Here is a 21,038-nt window from a genome sequence, read left to right on the forward strand (position 1 = left end):
GTCTGCATCAAGGTGGACCGCGAGGAGCGGCCGGATATCGACCAGGTCTACATGGCGGCCGCCCACGCGCTGACGGGAACGGGGGGGTGGCCGCTCACCATCTTGATGACTTCCGACAAAAAACCGTTCTTTGCAGCGAGTTACATACCAAAAGAGAGCCGTTACGGGATGACCGGGCTCCTCGACCTCATCCCCCGGATCAGCAAGGTCTGGCAGAGCCAGCGTCAGGACCTCGAGAACGCCGGCGGTCAGGTGATGGAGGCGCTCCAGGGCGCGGCCCGCACCCCGCCGGGGGAGAGCGATCTTGACGAGGCCGTTCTCGATGAGGCCTACGAGACCCTCTTCCGGGTCTTCGACGGTGAGAACGGCGGGTTTGGGGACGCACCCAAATTCCCGACTCCGCACAACCTCATATTCCTGCTCCGTTACGGGAACCGGACCGGGAAGGAGCCGGCCTACACGATGGTCGAGAAGACGCTGCACGCCATGCGGCGGGGCGGGATCTTCGACCAGGTCGGCTACGGGTTCCACCGCTATTCGACGGACGCCGAGTGGTTCGTCCCGCACTTCGAGAAGATGCTCTACGACCAGGCGCTCCTGGTGATGGCATATACGGAGGCGTATCTTGCGACGGGAAGGGAGGAGTTTGCCCGGACCGCACGGGAGACGATCGCCTACGTCCTGCGGGACATGACCGATCCTGCCGGCGGGTTCTACTCGGCGGAAGATGCGGACAGCGAGGGCGAGGAGGGGAAGTTCTACCTCTGGACGAAAGACGAGATCGTCGGGGTCCTCGGGGAAGACGACGGCGAACGGTTCTCGCGGGTCTTTAACGTCACGGAGCCGGGGAACTACCGGGAGCAGCCGGGCGCGAGGCGGACGGGCAAGAACATCCTCCGCATGCGCCGGCCGCTGGCATCCTGGGCTCACGAGTTCTCGATGTCGGAGGAGGACCTCTCCTGGTTCGTGGAAGGCGCCCGGCAGAGGCTCTTTGCAGCCCGCGAGAAGCGGGTCCGCCCGGCAAAGGACGACAAGATCCTGACCGACTGGAACGCCCTGATGATCGCGGCTCTTGCCAAAGCCGCCCGGGCCTTCGACGACCCGGCGTACCTGGCGGCGGCGGAGAAGGCGACGGCATTCGTCCTCGAGAACCTCCGGCGGCCGGACGGGCGGCTCCTCCATCGCTACCGGAACGGCGAGGCCGGTCTTGCCGCGACCCTCGACGATTACGCCTTCATGCTCTGGGCTCTCATCGAGGTCTACGAGGCGTCGTTTGCCCCCCGCTATCTCAGGACCGCCACCGAACTCGCCCGGGACCTCGTCGCCCGCTACCGGGACTGCGAAGGCGGGGGGTTCTTCTTCACCCCCGACGACGGGGATGCTCCCGTCCGGCAGAAACCGGTCTACGACGGGGCGATCCCCTCCGGCAACAGCGTGGCCATGCAGGCCCTCTTTGCTCTCGCACGGATGACGGCGAACCTCGAACTCGAGGAGACGGCCGACCGGATGAAGTTCACCTTTGCCGGGACCGTCCGCAAAAGCCCTGCCGGCCACACCCACTTCCTCACCGGTCTTGAGTTCATGCTGGGGCCGAACTTTGAGGTGGTCGTCACCGGGATGCCGGGCGCTGAGGATACGACGGCGATGGTCCGTGCCATACGTTCACGGTATACGCCCGATTCCCTCGTCATCTTCCGCCCGTCCGGGGAGGAGAGACCGGAGATCGTGGAGGTCGCCGGATTCACCCGGGATATTGTGATGATCGAGGAGAAGGCGACGGCATACGTCTGCACCAACTACGCCTGCGACATCCCGACGACCGATATCGATGAGATGCTGCGGCTCATGAGGTCGCGGGAGAGGTCGCCGGAGCCGATCGTCTGACGGCGAGATCCTGTGAGAGGCTCTACGTTGTTGCGAAACGGGGTCGATATGAAAAGTGTGAATGCCCTTACGGGCGCAATGCGGAGGGATGCGGCGGCGGGCAGACGGACCCTCTCCGGCATCACGAGCTGGAACGGCGGTGCGCACTCGACCACGATCGTCCGGAACTTCGCCATCCCGGCCGACGAACCGGCCGTCGTCGGCGGGACGAACCGGGGGCCGAGCCCGACGGAACTGGTGCTCACGGGGCTTTCCGCCTGTATCGCGGTCGGTATCGCCTATAGCGCGGCCGAAGACGGGATCGAGGTCGACCTGATCGAGATCGACGTTGCGGGCGACCTCGACCTCGGGGGATTCCTTGAAGTGCGACGGGCCGAAGGGCCGGAGCTTGAGCATCGAAGGTGCGATTCGCGACAGGATATCTACCCGGGTCTTGAAGAGATCCGCCTGACCGTCCGGGTGGACGCCGACGCCCCGCGGGAGAAGATCGAGGAACTCGTGGACCACGCCTACCGGCGCTCGCCGGTCGCGGCAGCGCTCGGGGAGAGGGTGCCGATCAGGGTTTGTATCGAGTGGGAGGAGGCGAAGGCGAGATGAGGGAGCGGTCAGCCCTTATATCCACCCACCTCCTCTTACGTGCGGGAGCCTGCCCGGGGCCGGCTGACCCGACCCCGTTCTTTTCAGCACCGACAACCACGATCCGCCCGCATTGTTCTACATCGCCGGAGCGGCGTAAAGAGGCTCCTCCTTCACCAGCGGATAGTTCGCCGCCTCCCACCCGACGGTGCCCCCGAGCAGGTTGATGACGTTCGCAAAACCGTGCTTCTCGAGGATGCTTGCCGCAAGGCTCCCCTTATACCCGACATCGCAGTGGACGACGACCTGCTTATCCTCCGGGATCTCCGCGAGGTGCTCTTCGAGGTGCCCGACGTAGATGTGGTGGGATCCCCGGATGTAGCCGTCCTCCTCCCGGTGGTTGACGTTCCGCACATCGAGGACCCAGATTGAGGGGTCGTCCAGGTGCTCGGCAAGGTCCGCAGGGGACCAGATGCCGGCCCGCTCGATGCTCTCACCCTGCTTGAACCAGGCGGCAAACCCCCCGGCGAGGTAGCCGGATATATTGTCATAGCCGAGCCGGACGAAGTGGCGCACCACGGTGTCCAGGTCCAGGTTGAAGTCGTCTACCAGGACGATCGGATCCTCGTAGTTCAGGTAATAGCCCATGTAGAGGGAGAGGCCCTGCCGCCAGATGTTCAGGGTGCCCGGGATATGCCCGCCGGCGAAACTCGTCGGCGACCGGATATCGACGATCTGGGCCTTCCTGTCGAGGAGAGAGCGGATCTCCCGGGCGGAGCAGGGCCGCAGGTTTGGGAGGTTGTAGATCAGGGGCGGACCCTCCCGGTTGAGGTTCCGCATCATCACGAAGTACCGGGGTTCGTAGAGCCGTTCGTGCACCTTGCGCTCGACGAACTCTTCCTCTTCCACCGAGAGCAGCCGGTTCGTCGCTTTCTCGTAGCCGATCGTCGTATACTCCCGGTCGCTGATATTCCCGCCGCAGACAGACCCTGCGCCATGGGCGGGGCAGACGATCACCCCGTCGGGAAACGGGAGGAGTTTCTCGTGCAGGCTCGCATAGAGCATCTCCGACATCTCCCGCCGCTTATCCGCGCCGGCAAGATCGGTCCTGCCCACGTCCCCGGCAAAGAGGGCGTCGCCGGTAAAGACCATCAGCGGGTCGTCGGAGACCGACCGGTCGCGGAGGAGGAGGGATATGCTTTCTACGGTGTGGCCCGGGGTCTCCAGGACCTCGAACTCAAGCGGCCCGACCCGGAAGGCCTCTCCCTCCCGGACGCCGGTACCGAACCCGAACTCCTCCCGCGCCCCGTGCAGGATCTCCGCGCCGGTCGGCCGGGCGAGCTCGCGGGAACCGATGACGTAGTCCTCGTTCTTGTGCGTCTCGAAGATCTTCGTGATCTTCATATTCTCGCGCTCGGCGATCTTCGCGTAGATCAGGCAGTCGCGTCTCGGATCGATCACCACCGCCTCTCCGCCCGCCCCGATGATGTATGAATTGTGAGCAATAACATCGGACTTAATCTTCTCAAACAGCATCCGTATGCATCTCCTCGGCGGGGTTCCGCCATTCGTTCCGATCTGCCGGAACGTGGGAGAAACATAAAAGGTTTCCGGAAATACAGGAGGGGAACGGGCATTACCGCCCGCCGCCCGGACACTGTCCGTCACGGGGTGGGCGGGACTGCTCACCCGGCCGTGCGGTCCTGACCGAAAGGATGCTCCCTACCGCCTTGAACGCATCCTCAAGCTCCTCGAAGTTCGGGATCCGGCAGCCCCGGAGGATGTGCAGACCGCTCCGGATACTGTCGCCGCCGAGCATGCAGCCCACCACCATCTTCTCCGTGTTCCGGGAGAGCCGGACGATCTCGTTTGCAACGTGTGCCGGATCGACGAGCGTTGTCGGCACGGCGATCACGAAGACGATGTCCCAGAACTCCTGGTGCCGGATCAGCACGTTAAAGAGGGCGGCGAACCGCTCGGCGTCGGCGTCCCCGAGGATATCCATGGGGTTTGAGTGGTTCCAGAACGGGGGCAGGAACGCGTTGAGGTCGCGGAGCACATCCTCCGGGAGGTCGACCATATCGATCCCGTGCAACTCGGCGTAATCGGAGGCGAGGACGGCGAACCCGCCCGCACTGGTGACGGCGATCGCCCGCTTCCCCTGCGGGTAGCCCTCGGACGCCAGGAGCTCGGCCAGGTTGAAGGCATCCCGCAGGCTCCGGGCCGGGATCACTCCCGCCTGCTGAAACGCCGCGACGTAGATGTCGTAACTTCCGGCAAGCGAGCCGGTATGGGACGACGCCGCGGCCCTGCCCTTCCGCGACGACCCGGACTTCACCGCCACCACCGGTTTTCGCCCGGCGACCTCGCCGACGATCTGCATAAACCCGCGCCCGTCCTGGATCTCCTCGACGTAGAGGGTGACCGACCGGGTCTTCTCGTCCTGCTCGGCAAACCGGAGGTAATGCTCAAACCCGAGATCCGCCTGGTTGCCGACGCTGATGACGCTGGAGAACCCGAACTCCTCCGGAAGGCTCCAGTCGACGACGGTGGTGATGATCGCGCCGCTCTGGGAGATGAAAGCCACATCGCCCGCCCGCGGCGAGACCGGGTCGAACGTGGCGTTGATCCCCATATGAGGCATCATCACCCCGAGGCAGTTCGGGCCGATGATCCGGATCCCGTATTTCCTGGCGATCGCCACAACCTCCTCTTCGAGGGTCGCGCCGGGGCCGCCGATCTCGCGAAATCCGGCGGTGACGATGACGGCGAGCCGGACACCTTTCTCCCCGCACTCCTCCATCACCCCCGGGACGAGGCGGGCGGGGACGGCGATGACTGCCCAGTCGACCGGGCCCGGGATATCCACAACAGAGGGGTAGGCCTTCCGTCCGAAGACCTCGGCCCGGGCCGGGTTGACCGGGTAGAGGTCGCCGGGGAAGGAGAGCAGGTTCCGGAGGACGGAGTAGCCCACCTTCTTGGGGCTTGCGGAGGCACCGATCACGGCGATGGAGTTCGGGTAGAAGAGGTCCGGGGGCGCCCGGATGCTGAGGCGGGCGGCGGCGCCCCCGGTGGTATCCCCGACGATGATCCTCGCATCGACGACGCTGGCTCCTTCTTCGTAGAGGATGACCGGGTTCAAGTCGAACTCCCGGATCCGGGGGTCCTCGATGAAGATGCGTGCCATCGCCGCGATGATACGGACGAGCGCCCCCTCGTCCTTCGGCGGCTCCCCCCGGTACCCCCGGATGAGCCGGTAGCCCTCGATCTCGCGGATCATTGCCCGGATCTCGTCGTCACTCGCGGGAAGGACCCGGATCGAGACGTCCTCCAGGAGCTCCACCAGTTTCCCGCCGAGGCCGAACGTGATGACCTTCCCGAACGACGGGTCGGTCTTCCCGCCGATCAGGACCTCGAGCCCCTCCGGCATCTGCTTCTCGACGATGATGCCGGTGACCGTCGCCTCCGGAGCACGGGCAGTGCTGTTCTGCAGGATCGTGCGATAGGCTTCTTCGGCGTCATCCGGCCCCTCGATCCCGGTGACAACCCCGCCGACGTCGCTCTTGTGGACAATCTGCGGTGAGATGATCTTCATGACGACCGGGTAGCCAATCTCTCCCGCCGCAGTCCGTGCATCCCCGGCGCTGGTGGCGAGGTGATGGGGCGGCACGGGTATCCCGCATGCTTCCAGCAGGCGGTATCCTTCAGATTCGGTTAACATCCTCTCCGGCATGCGTATCCCTCAACCGTATCCCGCTCATGCGACCCGGACACGACCGGTCTCCCTGTCAGGGGAATTGGTCCGACCGCCCATAATAGTTATCCACCTTCCCGCGCCCGGGGGTCAAGGTCCATGCACCGGCCCTGGTAGTACAAATGGGAAATACATCATATATCGTAGGTCGTAATTCGATAACTATAATAAAGTGTGTTACGAGTACAGATATTTGTATGTTATCGCCCCGATACACCGGATTGCTCACGGCCGTGGTGCTTGCGGCCCTCGTTCTCGCCATGCTCGCCGCCGGGTGTACCGGCACCGATACCGATCCAGCCGTCGTCCAGGGCGGCACCGGCCAGACCGCCGCGGTCATCGACGGATTCGGCCGGGCGGTCACCGTCGCGTCGTCCCCGGAGAGCGTCGTCTGCTCGGGCTCAGGGTGCCTCCGCTACCTCGTCTATCTCCAGGGCCGGGACCTCGTCGTCGGCGTCGACGACCAGGAGAAGAAAGAGCAGGTGAGGGAGGGCCGTCCCTATGCCCTCGCCCACGGGTCACAGTTCAAGAACCTCCCCCTGATCGGCGAGTTCCGGGGCAAGGACGACCCCGAGAAGATCCTCGGCATAGGCCCGCAGGTCGTCTTCAAGACCAGCGTGGCCGGAGCAGCGCACGGGACCAGTATTGCCGAGGCCGACAAACTCCAGAGGAAGACCGGCATCCCGGTCGTAGCGCTCCCCTACGGCTCGCTCACGAACGACGCCGAGAAGGCCGAGGTGTACGGGACCCTCCGCACGATGGGGCAGGTTATCGGGAAGGAGGACCGGGCCGAAGAGGTGATCGCCTACATCGAGGCGACGGTGGCCGACCTCGAGCGCCGGACCGGCGATATCCCCGAGGCTGAGCAGAAGAGGGTCTACGTCGGCGGGGTCTCTTCATCAGGAGCCCACGGCATCGTCTCCACAGAACCGTCCTACCCGCCGTTCTCCTGGGTGCACGCGAAGAATGTCGCAGCAGGCCTCGGCACCGCCCACGCCGACGTCGCGAAAGAGGCGCTCGTCGACTGGGACCCCGAGTATATCTTCATAGATGCCGGCACGACCCAGCTGGACAACGGCGGGGCGATCGGCGAGCTGAAGACCGACCCCGCGCTCCAGGGGCTCTCTGCCGCGAAGGAGGGCCGGGTCTACGGCGTTCTTCCGTACAACTTCTATTACACGAACTACGAGACCGTGCTTGCCGACGCCTACTTCATCGGGAAGACCCTGTACCCGGACCGGTTCGCCGAGATCGACCCGGCGGAGAAGGCGGACGAGATCTACACGTTCTTTGTTGGAAAACCGGTCTTTGCCGAGCACAACAGCGAGTACCAGAACCTCGGCTTTGCGGAGATCCCGCTGTAAGCCCGGGTCCGGGCAGGAGGAGATGACGGGATGCACTTTGCAGACGGGGCCATCCCCGCAGACTACCAGGGATACGTGCGGAAGAAACGCCTCTGGATACTCGGGGGGACCGTCCTCCTCTTCCTCCTCCTGATCGTCTCCATATCGATCGGTGCGGTCAACATCCCCCCTTACGATGTCTTCCTCTCGATCGCAAACGGCATCGTCGACCGGATCAACGCGCTCCTCCACCCCGGCGCCGCCGTGAGCACGACGAGCACGGACCTGATCGTCTGGAACATCCGCCTCCCGCAGGCGCTTGCCGCGATCGTCGCCGGTATCGGCCTCTCGGTGGCCGGCGTCGCCATGCAGTCGATCCTCCGAAATCCGCTCGGATCCCCGTTCACGCTCGGGATATCGAACGCCGGCGCCTTCGGGGCTGCCGTCTCGGTCATCGCGGCACCGGACAGATGCAGTCGACGATCGCCGACGCCGTCACCCTCAACAACCCCTACCTGACGACGATCGTGGCGTTCCTCTTCTGTCTCCTTGCGACGCTGGTGATCCTCCTCATATCCCGGATACGCGGGACGTCGCCCGAGGTGATGGTGCTTGCCGGCGTCGCGCTCTCCTCCCTCTTCACGGCGGGGACGATGTTCCTCCAGTACTTCGCCGACGACACACAGCTTGCCGCCGTCGTCTTCTGGGCGTTCGGCGACGTCGGAAGGGCCAGCTGGCAGGAACTCGGCATCATGACCCTCGTCGTCACGGCGGCCACGCTCTACTTCATCGCAAACCGGTGGAACTACAACGCGATCGATGCCGGCGACGAGACGGCAAAGGGGCTCGGCGTCAGCGTCGAGAGGGTCCGGGACGTCGGGATGGTCGTTGCGGCGCTCGTCTCTGCCGTCATCGTCTCGTTCCTCGGCGTCATCGGCTTCGTGGGCCTGGTCTGCCCGCATATGGTCCGGAGGGTCATCGGCGACGACCAGCGCTACCTGATCCCGGGTTCCTGCGTGGCGGGGGGGCTCCTCCTCCTCGCCTCGGATACGGTCGCCCGGGTCGTCGTGGCACCCTATGTCCTTCCGGTCGCCGTGCTGACGGCGTTCCTCGGCGCACCGGTCTTCATCTATCTGCTTGTCGTGGGGTACCGGCGATGATCCTCGATGTCAACGGCGTGGACTTCACCTACCGGAGCACGCCGGTCCTCCGGGAGATCACGTTCGACCTCGCTCCGCGCCAGGTCCTCGCGATCCTGGGCCCGAACGGTGTCGGCAAGACGACGCTCTTGAAGTGCATGAACGCCATCCTGCGGCCGAAGGCCGGGTCCGTCCTCGTCGGGGGGATGGATCTCCTCGAGGCAGACCGGATGGAGATCGCGCGAAACGTGGGCTACGTCCCGCAACGGTGCGAGGCGGGCCGGATGACCGTCTTCGACGCCGTTCTCCTCGGCCGGCGGCCGCATATCGGGTGGAACGTGACGGAGACGGATATCCGGATCGTCGAGGCGGCTATCCGGATGCTCCGCCTCGAAGACCTCTCGCTCCGGCACATCGACGAGATGAGCGGCGGGGAGCTCCAGAAGGTGAGCATCGCGCGGGCGCTTGTGCAGGAGCCCCGGGTGCTCCTCCTCGACGAACCGACGAGCAGCCTCGACCTGAGGAACCAGCTCGAGATTCTCGGGATCGTCCGGCGCGTGGCGGAAGAACACAACGTCGCCGCCGTGATGACGATGCACGACCTCAACATGGCGCTCCGCTACGCCGACCGGTTCATCCTCTTAAAAGGCGGCGTCATCCACGCTGCCGGAGGGCCCGAGGTGGTGACGCCGGAGAGTATCGGGGCGGTCTACGGCGTCCCGGTCACGGTCGAGCGGTATAACGGGTTTTCCGTTGTCGTCCCCCTCGCACCGGAGGGGGACTGACCGGAAGCCGGCTGCCGTGAAGGCCTCCGGGAACCTATAAACTCCCCGCCGCCGATACACCCGCCGGCCATGGTGCTCGAGATGTTCATCGAGATCGTGGAGACGGCCCTCGGGTCATTCGGGGCGCTCTTCATCGTTTACGGCGCGGTGATCGCGATCGTCGAACTGCTGGCGCGGGAGACGCGCCTCAGGGAGATGAGTTACCACGACATCCGGTGGGCGTTTACCACGCGCATCCTTATCGGCCTTGAGTTCTTCGTCGCCGCCGACGTCCTGAAGACGATCCTCGAACCGACGCTCCAGGACCTGGTCATCCTCGGGTCGCTCGTCACCATCAGGACCGTCGTGAGTTACTTCCTCGGGAAGGAGGTGAGCGAGCTCCCGGAAGACAGGAAGATGTGAGAAAGGGCGGAGGGCCCGGAACGTACGGTCACTTGCCTCTCCGATTCCGGACCGTGACCAGGCGCTCGTGTGCTCTCGCGACAACCCGCTTTGAGTTCCCGAAGGTGATCGTATGCAGCGCTTCGCCGTAGGGGAGCCAACGGTAGGCGATATGCTCGTCGGAGAGCGTCACTTCCTCCTCCGGGGTCTCGATCAGGAAGTAGATGACCTCTTTATAGACCGTGCGCCCGCGGCGCTGGAAGAAGTAGTGGATCTCCTCACGGAACCCGGGGACGAACGCGGCCCGGGTGATCCCGGTCTCCTCCTCCAGTTCGCGGAGTACGGTCTCCACCTCGCTCTCGCCGCGCCTGCCGTGCCCTTTCACCAGGTCCCAGTGTCCGGCCCCATACTGCAGGATGAGGTACTGGAGATCCGTATTCCACCGGACGACGACCGCCCCACATGACCGCTCTTTTGCCATTCTTCCCTCAGTCTTCTATCGCTGATCCTCCTGCTCCCGCCAGTTCACGCCTGATCACGCGGAAATCCTCTTCCAGGGACTCCCGGTATCCCGGATTGTAGAGCGCAGCGGCGGGGTGGAGGGTGGGGATGAGGCGGACCGGGTGACCGAAGAGGAGGCCCCGGTAGACCGTCCCGCGGATCTCCGTGATCCGGTCGAACCGGACCGGCAGGAAGGAGAGAATATACCTGCTCGAGTGCCGGCCGAGCATCACGATCACCTCCGGCGCGACGAGCCGGATCTGTTCCTCAAGATAGGGGGTGCAGGCCAGGATCTCCTCGTCCCGCGGGTCACGGTTCCCGGGCGGCCGGTGCTTGACGATGTTCGCGATGAAGACGTCGTCTCGCGCAAGACCGATACCCGAGAGGAGGCTATCGAGGAGTTTTCCCGCCCGCCCCACAAACGGCCTCCCGGTGAGGTCCTCCTGCATTCCCGGCGCTTCGCCGATGAGCATGAGGTCGGCCCCGGGGTTCCCCTCCCCCGGGACCGCATGGTGGGTGTTCTCCCAGAGAGGGCACTTCCGGCATTCGCCGATGACAGCGGCAAGCCTCCCTACCGCTGCCTCTCTCTCTGTCTCCCACTCCATGTTCACACTATAGACGATAACTCGTATAACCTTCTTACGCATTGGATTTGTCGCCGGCGACGAACTCCAGCACCCCCGTCGTGCGCGTGATGATACACGGGGCGACCGGCATCCCGTCCCTTCGTGACGGGCAGATCCGTCCTCCGGCGTCTATGCACGGCAGTAACCGTGAAGGCACGGGTCCGGACGCAAAGACGCTTCGCGGTTGCTCAAGCCACAGCCCTTCGGCCTGGGGCCGCTCACACCTGACGGTGCTCGAGCCACAGCCCTTCGGCCTGGGGCTCCTCACACCTGACGGTGCTCGAGCCACAGCCCTTCGGCCTGGGGCTCCTCACACCTGACGGTGCTCGAGCCACAGCCCTTCGGCCTGGGGCTCCTCAAACATTAATAGCACCGGAAGGAGATGTTATATAGGATTCATCCGTGAGCATACGGCCCGACCTCCCCTGAGCGTGGCCTAACCCGGATTTACAGAAGAATATGGGGCTGCAGGCTGAATGGAGCGTTTACACTATGAGTGATATGGATCGTCTCTGTTTTGATACGACAAAGATCGATAAGATACAGGAACTGCGCGGGCGCGGGGTGACGGTCTACCCCTACACCTTTGAGCGCAAGGATACCGTCGAGGAGATCCGGGAACGGTTCTCCGCAATCGGGCACGAGAAGAGCGAGGAGGCGGTCAGCACCGCGGGCCGCATCTACATCGTCCGCCAGCACGGCAAGACGATCTTTGCGGATATGGGAGACTCGTGCGGCAGGATACAGCTCTATCTCCGGAAGAACGACCTCGGCGAGGAGCAGTTCGAGTTGTTCAAGCAGTATGTCGACGCGGGCGACATCATCGGCGTCGTCGGCCACGTTTTCCGGACAAAGATGGGGGAGATCACCATCTGGGTCGACCGGTTCGAGCTCCTCACGAAGTCGGTCTGCCCGCTCCCGGAGAAGTTCCACGGGCTCAAGAACGTCGAGACCCGCTACCGGCAGCGCTACCTCGACCTGATCATGAACGACGAGAGCCGCGAGACCTTCCGGACCCGGAGCAGGATCATCGCGCTCCTCCGGCAGTTCCTCTTCGAGCGGGAGTATCTGGAGTTCGAGACGCCGACCCTGCAGCCGATCTACGGCGGCGCGAACGCCCGGCCGTTCACCACCTACCACAACGCCCTCGACCAGAAACTCTACCTCCGGATCGCCCCGGAACTCTACCTCAAGCGCCTGGTCGTCGGCGGGTTCGACAAAGTCTTTGAGATCGCGAAGAACTTTCGGAACGAAGACATCGATACCAACCACAACCCCGAGTTCTCGATGGTGGAGATCTACGAGGCCTACCGCGACTACAACGACATGATGGACCTCACCGAGGAGATCTTCGCCCACCTTGCAGAGAAGGTCTGCGGGAACACGACCGTCCTGTTCGCCGGGCAGGATCTGGACTTCTCCCGCCCCTGGCGCCGCCTCTCGATGGAGGAGGCGGTGCGGGAGTACGCCGGTATCGATTTCCAGGCCATGAGCCTCGAAGAACTCCGTGCGTTCGGCCTCGAGCACTGCGTCGAGGGCTGCGAGAGCGCCACGACCCGGGGCGAGTACCTGGTGCTCTTCTTCGAGCACTTCGGCGAGAAGCAGCTCATCCGGCCGACGTTCGTCTACGACTTCCCCGTCGAGAACTCGCCGCTCGCAAAGAAGCACCGCACAAAGGAAGGGTTCACGGAGCGGTTCGAACTCTTCATCGCCGGGATGGAGATGGCAAACGGCTTCTCGGAGTTAAACGACCCCCTCGACCAGAAGGCACGGCTCGAACTCCAGGACGCGAAGCGCCGGCGGGGCGACCTCGAGGCGCAGATGATCGATTATGACTTCATCAACGCGCTCGGCTACGGGATGCCCCCGACGGGCGGCGTCGGGATCGGGATCGATCGCCTGGTGATGCTCCTCACCGGAAACGACTCGATCAAGGAGGTCCTCCTCTTCCCGCAGATGAAGACCATCCCCGGCTCGAACGGCTCGGAGCCGGAGCAGGACGGCGGCGAGGAGTAACCCCGCGCCGCCCTTTCCTCTATCATGAACGGACAGAACCGGGCCGCCATCCGCCCCGGGATGACGGTGGATATCGTGCTCAAACGCGACCAGAAGACCGGGAAGCGCACCCGCGGCGTCGTCGCCGAGATCCTGACGAACTCCTCCTTTCACCCGCACGGGATCAAGGTCCGGCTCCAGGACGGCCAGGTCGGCCGGGTCCAGGAGATCATCGGATAAGGGGCCTCAGGCAGCCTTCCTGAGCGTGAACCTGACGGCCGCCCCCAGGTCCGGCCGCCCTTCCACCCGGTCTTCCGCCCGGATCGTCCCCCCGTAGCGCTCGACAAGCATCCGGCAGATGTAGAGGCCGAGGCCCAGGCCGCTCTTTTCGCTCTCGCCCCCGCTGAAACGGTTGAAGAGGCTTCGTTTCCGTTCGTCGGGGATGCCCGGCCCGGTATCCTCGACAAAGGCCACGACATCATCCCTGCGCTCCTCGACACGGACGGCGATCTCGACTGCGGGGCCGCCGAACTTCGCCGCGTTGCCGATCAGGTTCGTGAAGATCTCGGAGATCAGGTCGTCAGCAAGGACAACGGCCGTGCTGCCCGGATACGCGATCTTTGCGTCCGGGTAGTGCTCGATCTCCCCCCTGATGACGGGGTCGAGCGCTATCGGCCGAAGGACGGTGGTCTCCTCCCGGATCTGCCTGATGGTATTGACGTTCCTGATGATCTCGATACTCTTGCCGAGGCTCTTCTGTATCTTCCCGGTATAACTCCGCGGCTCTCCCTCGAGTTCTTCCATGAGGAGCTCCGTGTAGAGGCTCGCGGTGTTCGTGGCGTTCTTAATATCGTGCGTCATGATATCGAGGTACAGGTTCGCCCTCTCCGTCGACTCCTGCAACTCGGCCGTGCGCTCGCGGACCTGCTCCTCCAGACTCTCGCTGTACTCCCGGACCATCTCCTCCGAGTCCTGGAGACGTCGCATCCCCGCTTTGAGGCTCGCGACCATCGTGTTGATGCTCCGCTCAAGCCTCATGACTTCGCGGGTCGCCGAAACCCGGATCGTGTGGTCAAGATCCCCATGCGCGATGATATCGACATCATCGATGATCTCCTCGATCGGGCGCGTGAGCCGGCGGGCAACCAGGAAGATGACCGCGCTGCAGAGAACGATCGCAAGGGCCGCAACGGCAGCACGGTAGTAGAGCATCCGGTCGAGCTGGCTCTGGATGAGCGCCGTGTTGTAGGTCAGCTCGACGACGACGCTCGGGTCCGAGGGGTAATCCGGGTCTTTTAAGTCGATGAAGAGGTACCGGATCTGCTTTCCGTGCTCGTCGCGAACCTCGTAATCGGTCCTTTTGGGGATGATCGTCCCGGTAAGGAGTGCCCGGGTCGCGGGATCGGGAGGTTCGTCACCCTCCCCGACAGGGTTGCCGAAGATGTCGTAGACGCGGATCGATTCGAGATACGGGTTTAAGGCAACAAACTCCTGCGCACTCTCCTGTGCACGCAGCCGGTTCCGTTCCTCCACGAACGCGCTCGGCACGAGCCCGATCTCAAGGAGGTACCGGTGGTCCGGCGTCGGCATATAGGCATACTTCCAGACCTCCCCGGTTGTGCGTTCGTACACCACGCGATCGGGCGAGAACCCGTTTCCCAGGCGCATCCGGGTGATCTCGGCGTAAAAGTCCGGGTTCTCTCTGAAATCAAGGCCCCGGTCGCGAGAGTTGGTGGTATACTCGACGACCCCCGACGCGTTGATGACGTAGAGGTCCATATCGCCCCCAAGCTGCTCTCTGAGCGCAAAGAGATCCATCTCTGCCGGGTTCCTCTCCGTCCGCTCGTACTCCTCGACAAAGAGAGCAAGCCCCCTCTCCAGCCGCAGGTTGAGGGAATCGTCGAAGAGCTTGAGGCCGGTGTCTACGTCCGTGATCGATTCCCGGATGCTCTTCTCGGTGACATTCTGGAGGGTATTCAGGTCGGCGGTCATCCTCGCCTCAGCCTGGATGTAGTCGTAGACGGAGAGGAGGCCGATGGTCGGGATGACGATAAGCAGGATGGCTATGATGAGGGTGGTCGCGAATGGCCGGTGCTCCGGAACCGGTGCGGGGGCGCTCGTCATAAGCCTCCATCGCGCGAGGGGATGAGGCGCGGAAGCGGGGGTTCAGTGCGCATCCCCCGGCCGGACCGGCCGCCCCGGATCGTGTTCACCCGCGAGAGTAGGGTCTCCATTTCAGCACTCACACATGGAGATCATCCCACCTAAATCTTCGTGCGAAGGGAACCTCTGATTGTGAGGGAACCAGTCGGAATGATGGGAGAACGATAGGATAGTCCGGGCGGCGGCTACTCCCGCGGCGCCTTCCGGAGCATGAACCGGATCGCCGCGCCCAGGTCCGGCCGGCCGTCCACCCGGTCTTCTACCCGGATCGTCCCGCCGTAGCGCTCGACAAGCATCCGGCAGATGTAGAGGCCGAGACCCGTCCCCGCCGCCATGTGGTCACCCCGGCTCAGCCGGCCGAAGAGCCGGGGTTTCACGTCGTCGGGGATCCCCGGCCCGCCGTCCTCGACCGAGACCCGGACGAACTCGCCCTCGTCCTCAACCCGGATGGCGATCTCGACTGCGGGGCCGCCGAACTTCATCGCGTTTCCGATGAGGTTCGCAAAGACATCAGAGAGGAGGCCGTCGGCAAGGACTTCAATCGGCCGGCCCTCGTAGCGGATCGCCGGCTGATCCGCCACCTGCGTCCGGATCACCGCATCAAGGTCCACTCGCGTCAGTGCCGCCCCGGTCTCCCTGACCCGCCGGAGCGTGACGACGTTGCCGATGATACCGGAACTCTGCTCAAACCGCGCGAGCATCTTCCTCGCCATCTCCTGCCGCTCCCCGTCGAGCACGTCGACTAACACCTGGGTATATCCGATGGCGATGGTGTTTGCGTTGTTGATGTCGTGGACCATGATATCCAGGAAGAGCGCTGCCGCCCGGTTGGACTCCTCCAGGTCGGCCGTCCGCTCCCGGACCTGCTCCTCGAGCCGGGCGCTGTACTGCCGCGAAGTCGCTTCAGACTCCTGGAGCCTCCGGATGTTCTCCTTGAGGGAGTCGACCATGGCGCTGATGCTCTTCGAGAGACGGGCAAACTCGGTCCCGGCGGGGAGACGGATCCGGTGATCGAGGTCGCCGCGGGCGATCCGGTTGACGTCGTCGGCGATCTCCCGCACCGGCCGGGTGATCCGCCGTGAGACCGGGATCGCGATGCCGCAGGCGACAAGGCTCGCCAGGATCACGATGAAGGCATGGCTGAACCGCATCTCCGCGAGCCGTGCGTCGAGAGGAGCGGTCGTGGAGGTCAGCTCGACGATCCGGCTCGCATCGGAGGGGTAGCGGGGATCGGAGAGGTCGACAAAGATATACCGGGTGATCGTCCCGGCAACCGAATCGGTCAGCGTCCGATCTTCCTTCGTCTCGAAGACCTCCACGGCGACCGGGTTGACGGCCGGGACGCCTACCGGGTCGACCGGGTCGGTCACGTTGATGAGCCTCCCATAGCAGTCGAAGATCCGAATCCCCGTGACTGCCGGGTGCAACCGCACGAGTTCCTCTCGCAGGGTCTGGTAGCGGGGATCGTAGCGGTCGATATCGGTCGAACTGCAGACGAGACCGAGCTCGAAGAGGTAGCGGTGATCGGGCGAGGGCATATACGCGTACTTCCGCAATATCCCGCCTGCCGGCTCCGCAACGACCCTGTCGGCCGCAAAGGCGTCGCCGAGCCGGAGTTCCGTTATCCGGTCGTAGAAGTAGGGGATCTCCCGGAAGTCGAGGCCGAGATCGGGAGCGTAGGTGGTGTACTCGATGACCCCGCTTGCGTTGATGATGTAGATGTCCATCTCCCCGCCGATCTCCTCTTTGAGCGCGATGAGATCCATCCTGCCCGGGTCACTCCCCGCCCGTTCGTATCCGGCGAGGACCAGGCCGAACCCGTCCTCCATCCGCTGATCCAGCGTGCCGTCGAAGAGCCGGAGACCCGCATCCACGAGAGAGAGCGACTGGACGACACTCTTTTCCGTCTGCTCCCGAAGCAGGTCCTCCCCGGCAATCAGTTCCTGCTCGACCTGCTGGTAGTCCAGGACCGTAACGAGCCCGATCGCCGGGAGCGTGATCAGGATCATGGCGAGCGCGAGATACGTGCCGAAGCGGCGGGGGCGGACCCCGCGGCCGTGCCCGCCCGTCATGGCCCGTCTCCTGCCCCGGCCTTCCTGAGCGTGAACCGGATCGCCGCGCCCAGGTCCGGACGGCCTGCGACCCGGTCCTCCGCCCGGATCGTCCCCCCGTAACGCTCGACAAGCATCCGGCAGATGTGGAGGCCGAGGCCCGTCCCGGCCGCACGGTGCGTGCCCCGTTGCAGCCGGTCGAAGAGCCGGGGCTTCTCGGCATCCGGGATCCCCGGCCCGTTGTCTTCGACCGAGACCCGGACGAACTCGCCCTCGTCCTCAACCCGGATGATGATCTCGACTGCGGGGCCGCCGTGCTTCACGGCGTTGCCGATGAGGTTCGCGAAGACCTCAGAGAGAAGGTCGTCGGCGAGGGCAACGGCTGTGTTGCCCTGATAGGTGATCCTCGAGCCGGGAGCATGCTCGATCTCGCGCCGGATGACCCGGTCGAGGGCGACCGGGGCCGGCGACGGCAGGCCGCCCTGGATATGCTGGATGGTGTTGACGTTCCGGACGATCTCCATACTCTTTGCGAGCCCGATCTTTGCCTTTCGGAGGTACTCGGCTTCGGGCTGCCCCTCAAGCTCGGCGGCAAGGAGGTCGGAGTAGAGGTTTGCAACGTTGTTGGCGTTGTTGATGTCGTGCCGCATGATGTCGAGGAAGAAGGTCGCCATGCGGTTGGAATCCTCCAGGTCGGCCGTCCGTTCCCGGACCTGCTCTTCAAGGGTGTGGCTGTGCCGGATGATCTCCTCCTCCGATTCCCGGAGCCTCTGCATCGTCTCCTTGAGGGAAGCGACCATGGCATTGATGCTCTCGCCGAGATGTACGAACTCCTCGCTCCCGCCCACCCGGATAGGGTGGGAAAGGTCGCCGCCGGCGACGGCATCGACGTCCTCGACGAGGCTGCGCACCGGCCGCGTCAGGATGAATACGGCAACGGCAGAGAGGCAGCCGATGAGGGCAAACCCGATAAGCAGAATCCCGACCTGCCGGGCAAGCAGACCCGCGATCTTCTCCTCTGCGGCCTTCGTGGTGTAGGTCAGCTCGACGACCATGCTCATATCCGACGCGGCACCGCTGTCCGTCAGATCGACGAAGAGGTACCGGGTCAGTTCGCCTGCGGTGGCGTTCTCGGCTTCAAGCGTGGTCCTCTCCCGGTATGCCTGCCGGACCAGGGGCAGCCGCCGGTCGTCGTCGGGATGCGCTTCACCCGTGATCCGCTCGCCCAGGCAGTTGAATATCCGGATCCCCAGGATCTCCGGGTTCAGGTTCACCAGTTCCCGGACAGTATCCCCGTAGTTCAACGCCGTGCGATACTCGCAGAACTCGGATTCCACGAGGCCGAGCTCGAAGAGGCAGCGGTGATCGGGCGAGGGCATATACGCGTACTTCCGGAGTTCGCCGGCGGCAATCCCGGTGACGACCCTGTCGGCCGCGAAAGCGTCACCGAGCCGGAGTTCCGTTATCCGGTCGTAAAAGGAGGGGATCTCGCGGAAGTCGAGGCCGAGATCAGGAGCGTAGGTGGTGTACTCGATGACCCCGTTTGCGTTGACGACATAGATATCCATCCTGCCGCCGAGTTCCTCCCTGACCCGGAGGAGGTCCATCTCTGCCGGGTCACGTCCCGCCCGTTCGTATTCGGCGAGGACCGGACCGCATCCCTCCGCCATCTCGTGGTTTAAGGTGTTGTCGAAGAGTTTCAGCCCCGTATCCACCAGGAGGATCGAGAGAGTGACACCGGACTCGGTCTGGTTCCGGAACTCCCGGGTGTGTGTCTCCAGTTCCTGGCGAACCCCGACAGAGTCTACGAGCGAGATCAGACAGATGAGGGGGGCCATCGCGAGCAGGATCGCGAGCAGGAGGTAGAGCATGAAGGGGAAAGAATGCCGATCCGGCCTCTTTTCTGCCATTCAGTCATCGTCTCCGCTCTTCATGCCTCTGCTTCCTGTCGGGCTGGAACAATCTTAAAAGAGGGTATCCCTCGGAAATATTTAGCATGACCGATCTTTGCACGGAAATCCCGGTTCAGGAAACCAGGATCTCACAGCGGACCAATCAGCGTCAAGATCGCACGGTTGCGCGAGATACCCCTGCGGACGCCTGCACGTTGCACGAGGGCCGTATCATGGGAAAAAGAGAGTGCCGGGGCCGTGGATCACGGTCCCGGATGATATCGTGGGACGGTACGGTGATCTTACATCGGGGGCATGCCCATGCCGCCCATGCCACCCATGCCGCCCATCTCGTCCATGCCCGGACCGCCTGCAGGAGCGGCGGACTTGGATGCGGCGATGACGTCGTCGATCCGGAGGATCATGATAGCAGCCTCGGCGGCGCTGGAGACCGCCTGGGTCTTCACCCGCAGGGGCTCGACGACACCGGCCTTGAGCATATCACCGGAGACGGCGTTGAAGACGTCAAGTCCCATGTACTTCGCATTCTTGCCGCCCTTCTCGTGGGATGCACGGAGTGCGACGAGCATGTCGATCGGGTCGAGACCTGCGTTCTCGGCAAGCGTTCTGGGGATGATCTCGAGCGCGTTTGCGAACGCCTCGATGGCGAGCTGGGCGCGTCCGCCGACGGTTGCGGCGTATTCCCGGAGCCGGAGCGAGAGCTCGATCTCGGGCGCACCGCCGCCGGCGACGAACTTCTTGTCCTCGACGGCAACGCTGACGACCCGGAGAGCGTCTTCCATCGCGCGGTCGAGCTCGTCGACAACGTGCTCGGTGCCGCCGCGAATGATGATCGAGACCGCCTTGGGATTGTCGCACTCGGTGACGAAGATCATCTCCTCGCCGGAGATCTTCTTCTCCTCGACGTTGCCTGCCTTGCCGAGCTCCTCGGCGGCGATGGCGTCGATGGAGCTGACGACAGCCGCACCGGTGGCGCGGGCGAGTTTCTCCATGTCGCTCTTCTTGACACGCCGGACGGCAAAGATACCGGCCTTGGCGAGGTAGTGCTGGGCGATGTCGTCGATACCCTTCTGGCAGAAGAGGACGTTGGCGCCGGAGGCGACGATCTTGTCGACGATGCCCTTGATCATCCGCTCCTCTTCATCGAGGAACATCTGGAGCTGGTCGGGGCTCGTGATGCTGATCTCGGCGTCGACCTCGGTCTTCTTGAACTCGACGGCGGCGTTTAAGAGCAGGATCTTCGCGTCGTTCACGACACGGGGCATCGCGGGGTGCACACGCTCCTTGTCGATGAGCATGCCTTCGACGATCTCGGAGTCCTCGATGGACCCGCCGACCTTCTTCTCGACCTTCACGAACTCGGTGTCGACGGCGCCGTCGGCGTCCGCGACCATCGTGATTGCCTTGACGACGAGCTCCGTGAGTTTCTCCTTTGCGGCCTCGGCGCCCTTGCCGGTCATGGCGGTGTCGGCGATCTTCCGGAGCAGCACCATGTCGTCGGGCCTGATGTCGACGGCGATATCGTTGAGGATATCCTGCGCTTTGTCGGCGGCCATGCGGTAGCCGTGAGCGATGACCGTGGGGTGCACGTCCTGGTCGAGGAGGTCCTCGGCACGCTTCAGGAGTTCGCCTGCGATCACGACAGCCGTCGTGGTACCGTCGCCGACCTCATCGTCCTGGGTCTTTGCGATCTCGACCATCATCTTTGCGGCAGGGTGCTCGATATCCATCTCTTTCAGGATTGTTACGCCGTCGTTCGTGATGACGACGTCGCCGATGGTGTCGACAAGCATCTTGTCCATGCCCTTGGGGCCGAGCGTTGTCCTTACGGCACTTGCGACGGCCTTTGCGGCAGCAATGTTGCCTGACTGAGCGTCACGACCGCGGGTACGCTGGCTACCCTCTTTCAGAATAAGGATTGGTTGTC

Annotated in this window: 15 protein-coding genes and 1 pseudogene; 8 read left to right on the plus strand and 8 right to left on the minus strand. The window is 64.0% G+C overall.

Going from position 1 to position 21,038, the window contains the following annotated elements; all coding sequences use genetic code 11:
- Both PLN84_RS09400 and PLN84_RS09405 read left to right on the plus strand, forming a co-directional pair.
- The coding region (locus PLN84_RS09400; RefSeq protein ID WP_348532020.1) for a thioredoxin domain-containing protein at positions 1 to 1,884 on the plus strand (1,884 nt) is incomplete at its 5' end.
- Between the two features lie 48 nt (positions 1,885 to 1,932).
- Positions 1,933 to 2,481 (plus strand): OsmC family protein, encoded by a 549-nt coding sequence (locus PLN84_RS09405; RefSeq protein WP_292384240.1) that lies wholly within the window; start codon positions 1,933 to 1,935, stop codon positions 2,479 to 2,481.
- 117 nt (positions 2,482 to 2,598) lie between these two features.
- Here the strand turns inward: PLN84_RS09405 and PLN84_RS09410 are convergent, their stop codons facing one another.
- Both PLN84_RS09410 and PLN84_RS09415 read right to left on the minus strand, forming a co-directional pair.
- Positions 2,599 to 3,996, minus strand: a complete 1,398-nt coding sequence (locus PLN84_RS09410; protein WP_292384239.1) for a rhodanese-like domain-containing protein — start codon at positions 3,994 to 3,996, stop codon at positions 2,599 to 2,601.
- Between the two features lie 100 nt (positions 3,997 to 4,096).
- Complete coding sequence (locus PLN84_RS09415) at positions 4,097 to 6,193, minus strand: acetate--CoA ligase family protein (protein ID WP_292384237.1); 2,097 nt, start codon at positions 6,191 to 6,193, stop codon at positions 4,097 to 4,099.
- A 218-nt stretch (positions 6,194 to 6,411) separates the two neighbouring features.
- Here PLN84_RS09415 and PLN84_RS09420 point away from each other — a divergent pair, with 218 nt between their 5' ends.
- The 4 genes and pseudogenes from PLN84_RS09420 (at position 6,412) to PLN84_RS09435 (ending at position 9,883) form a co-directional block, all read left to right on the plus strand.
- Positions 6,412 to 7,578 carry an iron ABC transporter substrate-binding protein gene (locus PLN84_RS09420; RefSeq protein ID WP_292384235.1) on the plus strand — a complete coding sequence of 389 codons (1,167 nt, stop codon included), beginning with the start codon at positions 6,412 to 6,414 and terminating at the stop codon, positions 7,576 to 7,578.
- A 30-nt stretch (positions 7,579 to 7,608) separates the two neighbouring features.
- Positions 7,609 to 8,717, plus strand: a pseudogene (locus PLN84_RS09425) (iron ABC transporter permease).
- Positions 8,714 to 9,481, plus strand: a complete 768-nt coding sequence (locus tag PLN84_RS09430; protein ID WP_292384233.1) for an ABC transporter ATP-binding protein — start codon at positions 8,714 to 8,716, stop codon at positions 9,479 to 9,481. The pseudogene PLN84_RS09425 and the gene PLN84_RS09430 overlap by 4 nt, the downstream one beginning before the upstream one ends.
- 69 nt (positions 9,482 to 9,550) lie before the next feature.
- Positions 9,551 to 9,883: a DUF1622 domain-containing protein gene (locus PLN84_RS09435; protein ID WP_292384232.1), complete on the plus strand. Its 333-nt coding sequence runs from the start codon at positions 9,551 to 9,553 to the stop codon at positions 9,881 to 9,883.
- Between the two features lie 28 nt (positions 9,884 to 9,911).
- On the opposite strand, the gene PLN84_RS09440 is transcribed toward PLN84_RS09435, so the two are convergent.
- Together PLN84_RS09440 and udg are read right to left on the minus strand one after the other, a co-directional pair.
- Positions 9,912 to 10,343: an NUDIX domain-containing protein gene (locus PLN84_RS09440; RefSeq protein WP_292384231.1), complete on the minus strand. Its 432-nt coding sequence runs from the start codon at positions 10,341 to 10,343 to the stop codon at positions 9,912 to 9,914.
- Between the two features lie 7 nt (positions 10,344 to 10,350).
- Positions 10,351 to 10,968, minus strand: a complete 618-nt coding sequence (gene udg / locus PLN84_RS09445) for a type-4 uracil-DNA glycosylase (protein ID WP_292384229.1) — start codon at positions 10,966 to 10,968, stop codon at positions 10,351 to 10,353.
- Between the two features lie 513 nt (positions 10,969 to 11,481).
- On the opposite strand from udg, the gene lysS reads away from it, so the two are divergent.
- Both lysS and PLN84_RS09455 read left to right on the plus strand, forming a co-directional pair.
- Entirely contained in the window at positions 11,482 to 13,005 is a 1,524-nt protein-coding gene (lysS, locus tag PLN84_RS09450) for a lysine--tRNA ligase (RefSeq protein WP_292384227.1), read from the plus strand.
- 24 nt (positions 13,006 to 13,029) lie between these two features.
- Complete coding sequence (locus tag PLN84_RS09455; protein ID WP_292558519.1) at positions 13,030 to 13,224, plus strand: YwbE family protein; 195 nt, start codon at positions 13,030 to 13,032, stop codon at positions 13,222 to 13,224.
- Positions 13,225 to 13,230: 6 nt separating this feature from the next.
- Here PLN84_RS09455 and PLN84_RS09460 read toward each other — a convergent pair whose 3' ends face one another.
- The 4 genes from PLN84_RS09460 to thsA form a co-directional block, all read right to left on the minus strand.
- Complete coding sequence (locus tag PLN84_RS09460) at positions 13,231 to 15,108, minus strand: HAMP domain-containing sensor histidine kinase (RefSeq protein WP_292558518.1); 1,878 nt, start codon at positions 15,106 to 15,108, stop codon at positions 13,231 to 13,233.
- A gap of 224 nt (positions 15,109 to 15,332) precedes the next feature.
- Positions 15,333 to 17,219, minus strand: a complete 1,887-nt coding sequence (locus PLN84_RS09465; RefSeq protein ID WP_292384223.1) for a HAMP domain-containing sensor histidine kinase — start codon at positions 17,217 to 17,219, stop codon at positions 15,333 to 15,335.
- The gene (locus PLN84_RS09470; RefSeq protein ID WP_292384221.1) at positions 17,216 to 19,108 is read right to left on the minus strand and encodes a HAMP domain-containing sensor histidine kinase; all 1,893 of its coding nucleotides are present in this window, start codon (positions 19,106 to 19,108) and stop codon (positions 17,216 to 17,218) included. The genes PLN84_RS09465 and PLN84_RS09470 overlap by 4 nt, the downstream gene beginning before the upstream one ends.
- A 284-nt stretch (positions 19,109 to 19,392) precedes the next feature.
- On the minus strand, positions 19,393 to 21,038 hold a 1,646-nt coding region (thsA, locus tag PLN84_RS09475; RefSeq protein ID WP_348532021.1), incomplete at its 5' end, for a thermosome subunit alpha.

It is taken from the genome of Methanoculleus sp. (assembly GCF_035363275.1).
Classification (GTDB): domain Archaea; phylum Halobacteriota; class Methanomicrobia; order Methanomicrobiales; family Methanoculleaceae; genus Methanoculleus.

Coding starts and splice junctions, on each gene's coding strand:
- PLN84_RS09440 (WP_292384231.1), bottom strand. CDS start 10,343: ATGGCAAAAGAGCGGTCATGTGGGGCGGTCGTCGTCCGGTGGAATACG.
- PLN84_RS09460 (WP_292558518.1), bottom strand. CDS start 15,108: ATGACGAGCGCCCCCGCACCGGTTCCGGAGCACCGGCCATTCGCGACC.
- udg (WP_292384229.1), bottom strand. CDS start 10,968: ATGGAGTGGGAGACAGAGAGAGAGGCAGCGGTAGGGAGGCTTGCCGCT.
- PLN84_RS09405 (WP_292384240.1), top strand. CDS start 1,933: ATGAAAAGTGTGAATGCCCTTACGGGCGCAATGCGGAGGGATGCGGCG.
- PLN84_RS09435 (WP_292384232.1), top strand. CDS start 9,551: ATGGTGCTCGAGATGTTCATCGAGATCGTGGAGACGGCCCTCGGGTCA.
- PLN84_RS09410 (WP_292384239.1), bottom strand. CDS start 3,996: ATGCTGTTTGAGAAGATTAAGTCCGATGTTATTGCTCACAATTCATAC.
- PLN84_RS09430 (WP_292384233.1), top strand. CDS start 8,714: ATGATCCTCGATGTCAACGGCGTGGACTTCACCTACCGGAGCACGCCG.
- PLN84_RS09415 (WP_292384237.1), bottom strand. CDS start 6,193: ATGCCGGAGAGGATGTTAACCGAATCTGAAGGATACCGCCTGCTGGAA.
- lysS (WP_292384227.1), top strand. CDS start 11,482: ATGAGTGATATGGATCGTCTCTGTTTTGATACGACAAAGATCGATAAG.
- PLN84_RS09465 (WP_292384223.1), bottom strand. CDS start 17,219: ATGACGGGCGGGCACGGCCGCGGGGTCCGCCCCCGCCGCTTCGGCACG.
- PLN84_RS09455 (WP_292558519.1), top strand. CDS start 13,030: ATGAACGGACAGAACCGGGCCGCCATCCGCCCCGGGATGACGGTGGAT.
- PLN84_RS09420 (WP_292384235.1), top strand. CDS start 6,412: ATGTTATCGCCCCGATACACCGGATTGCTCACGGCCGTGGTGCTTGCG.
- PLN84_RS09470 (WP_292384221.1), bottom strand. CDS start 19,108: ATGGCAGAAAAGAGGCCGGATCGGCATTCTTTCCCCTTCATGCTCTAC.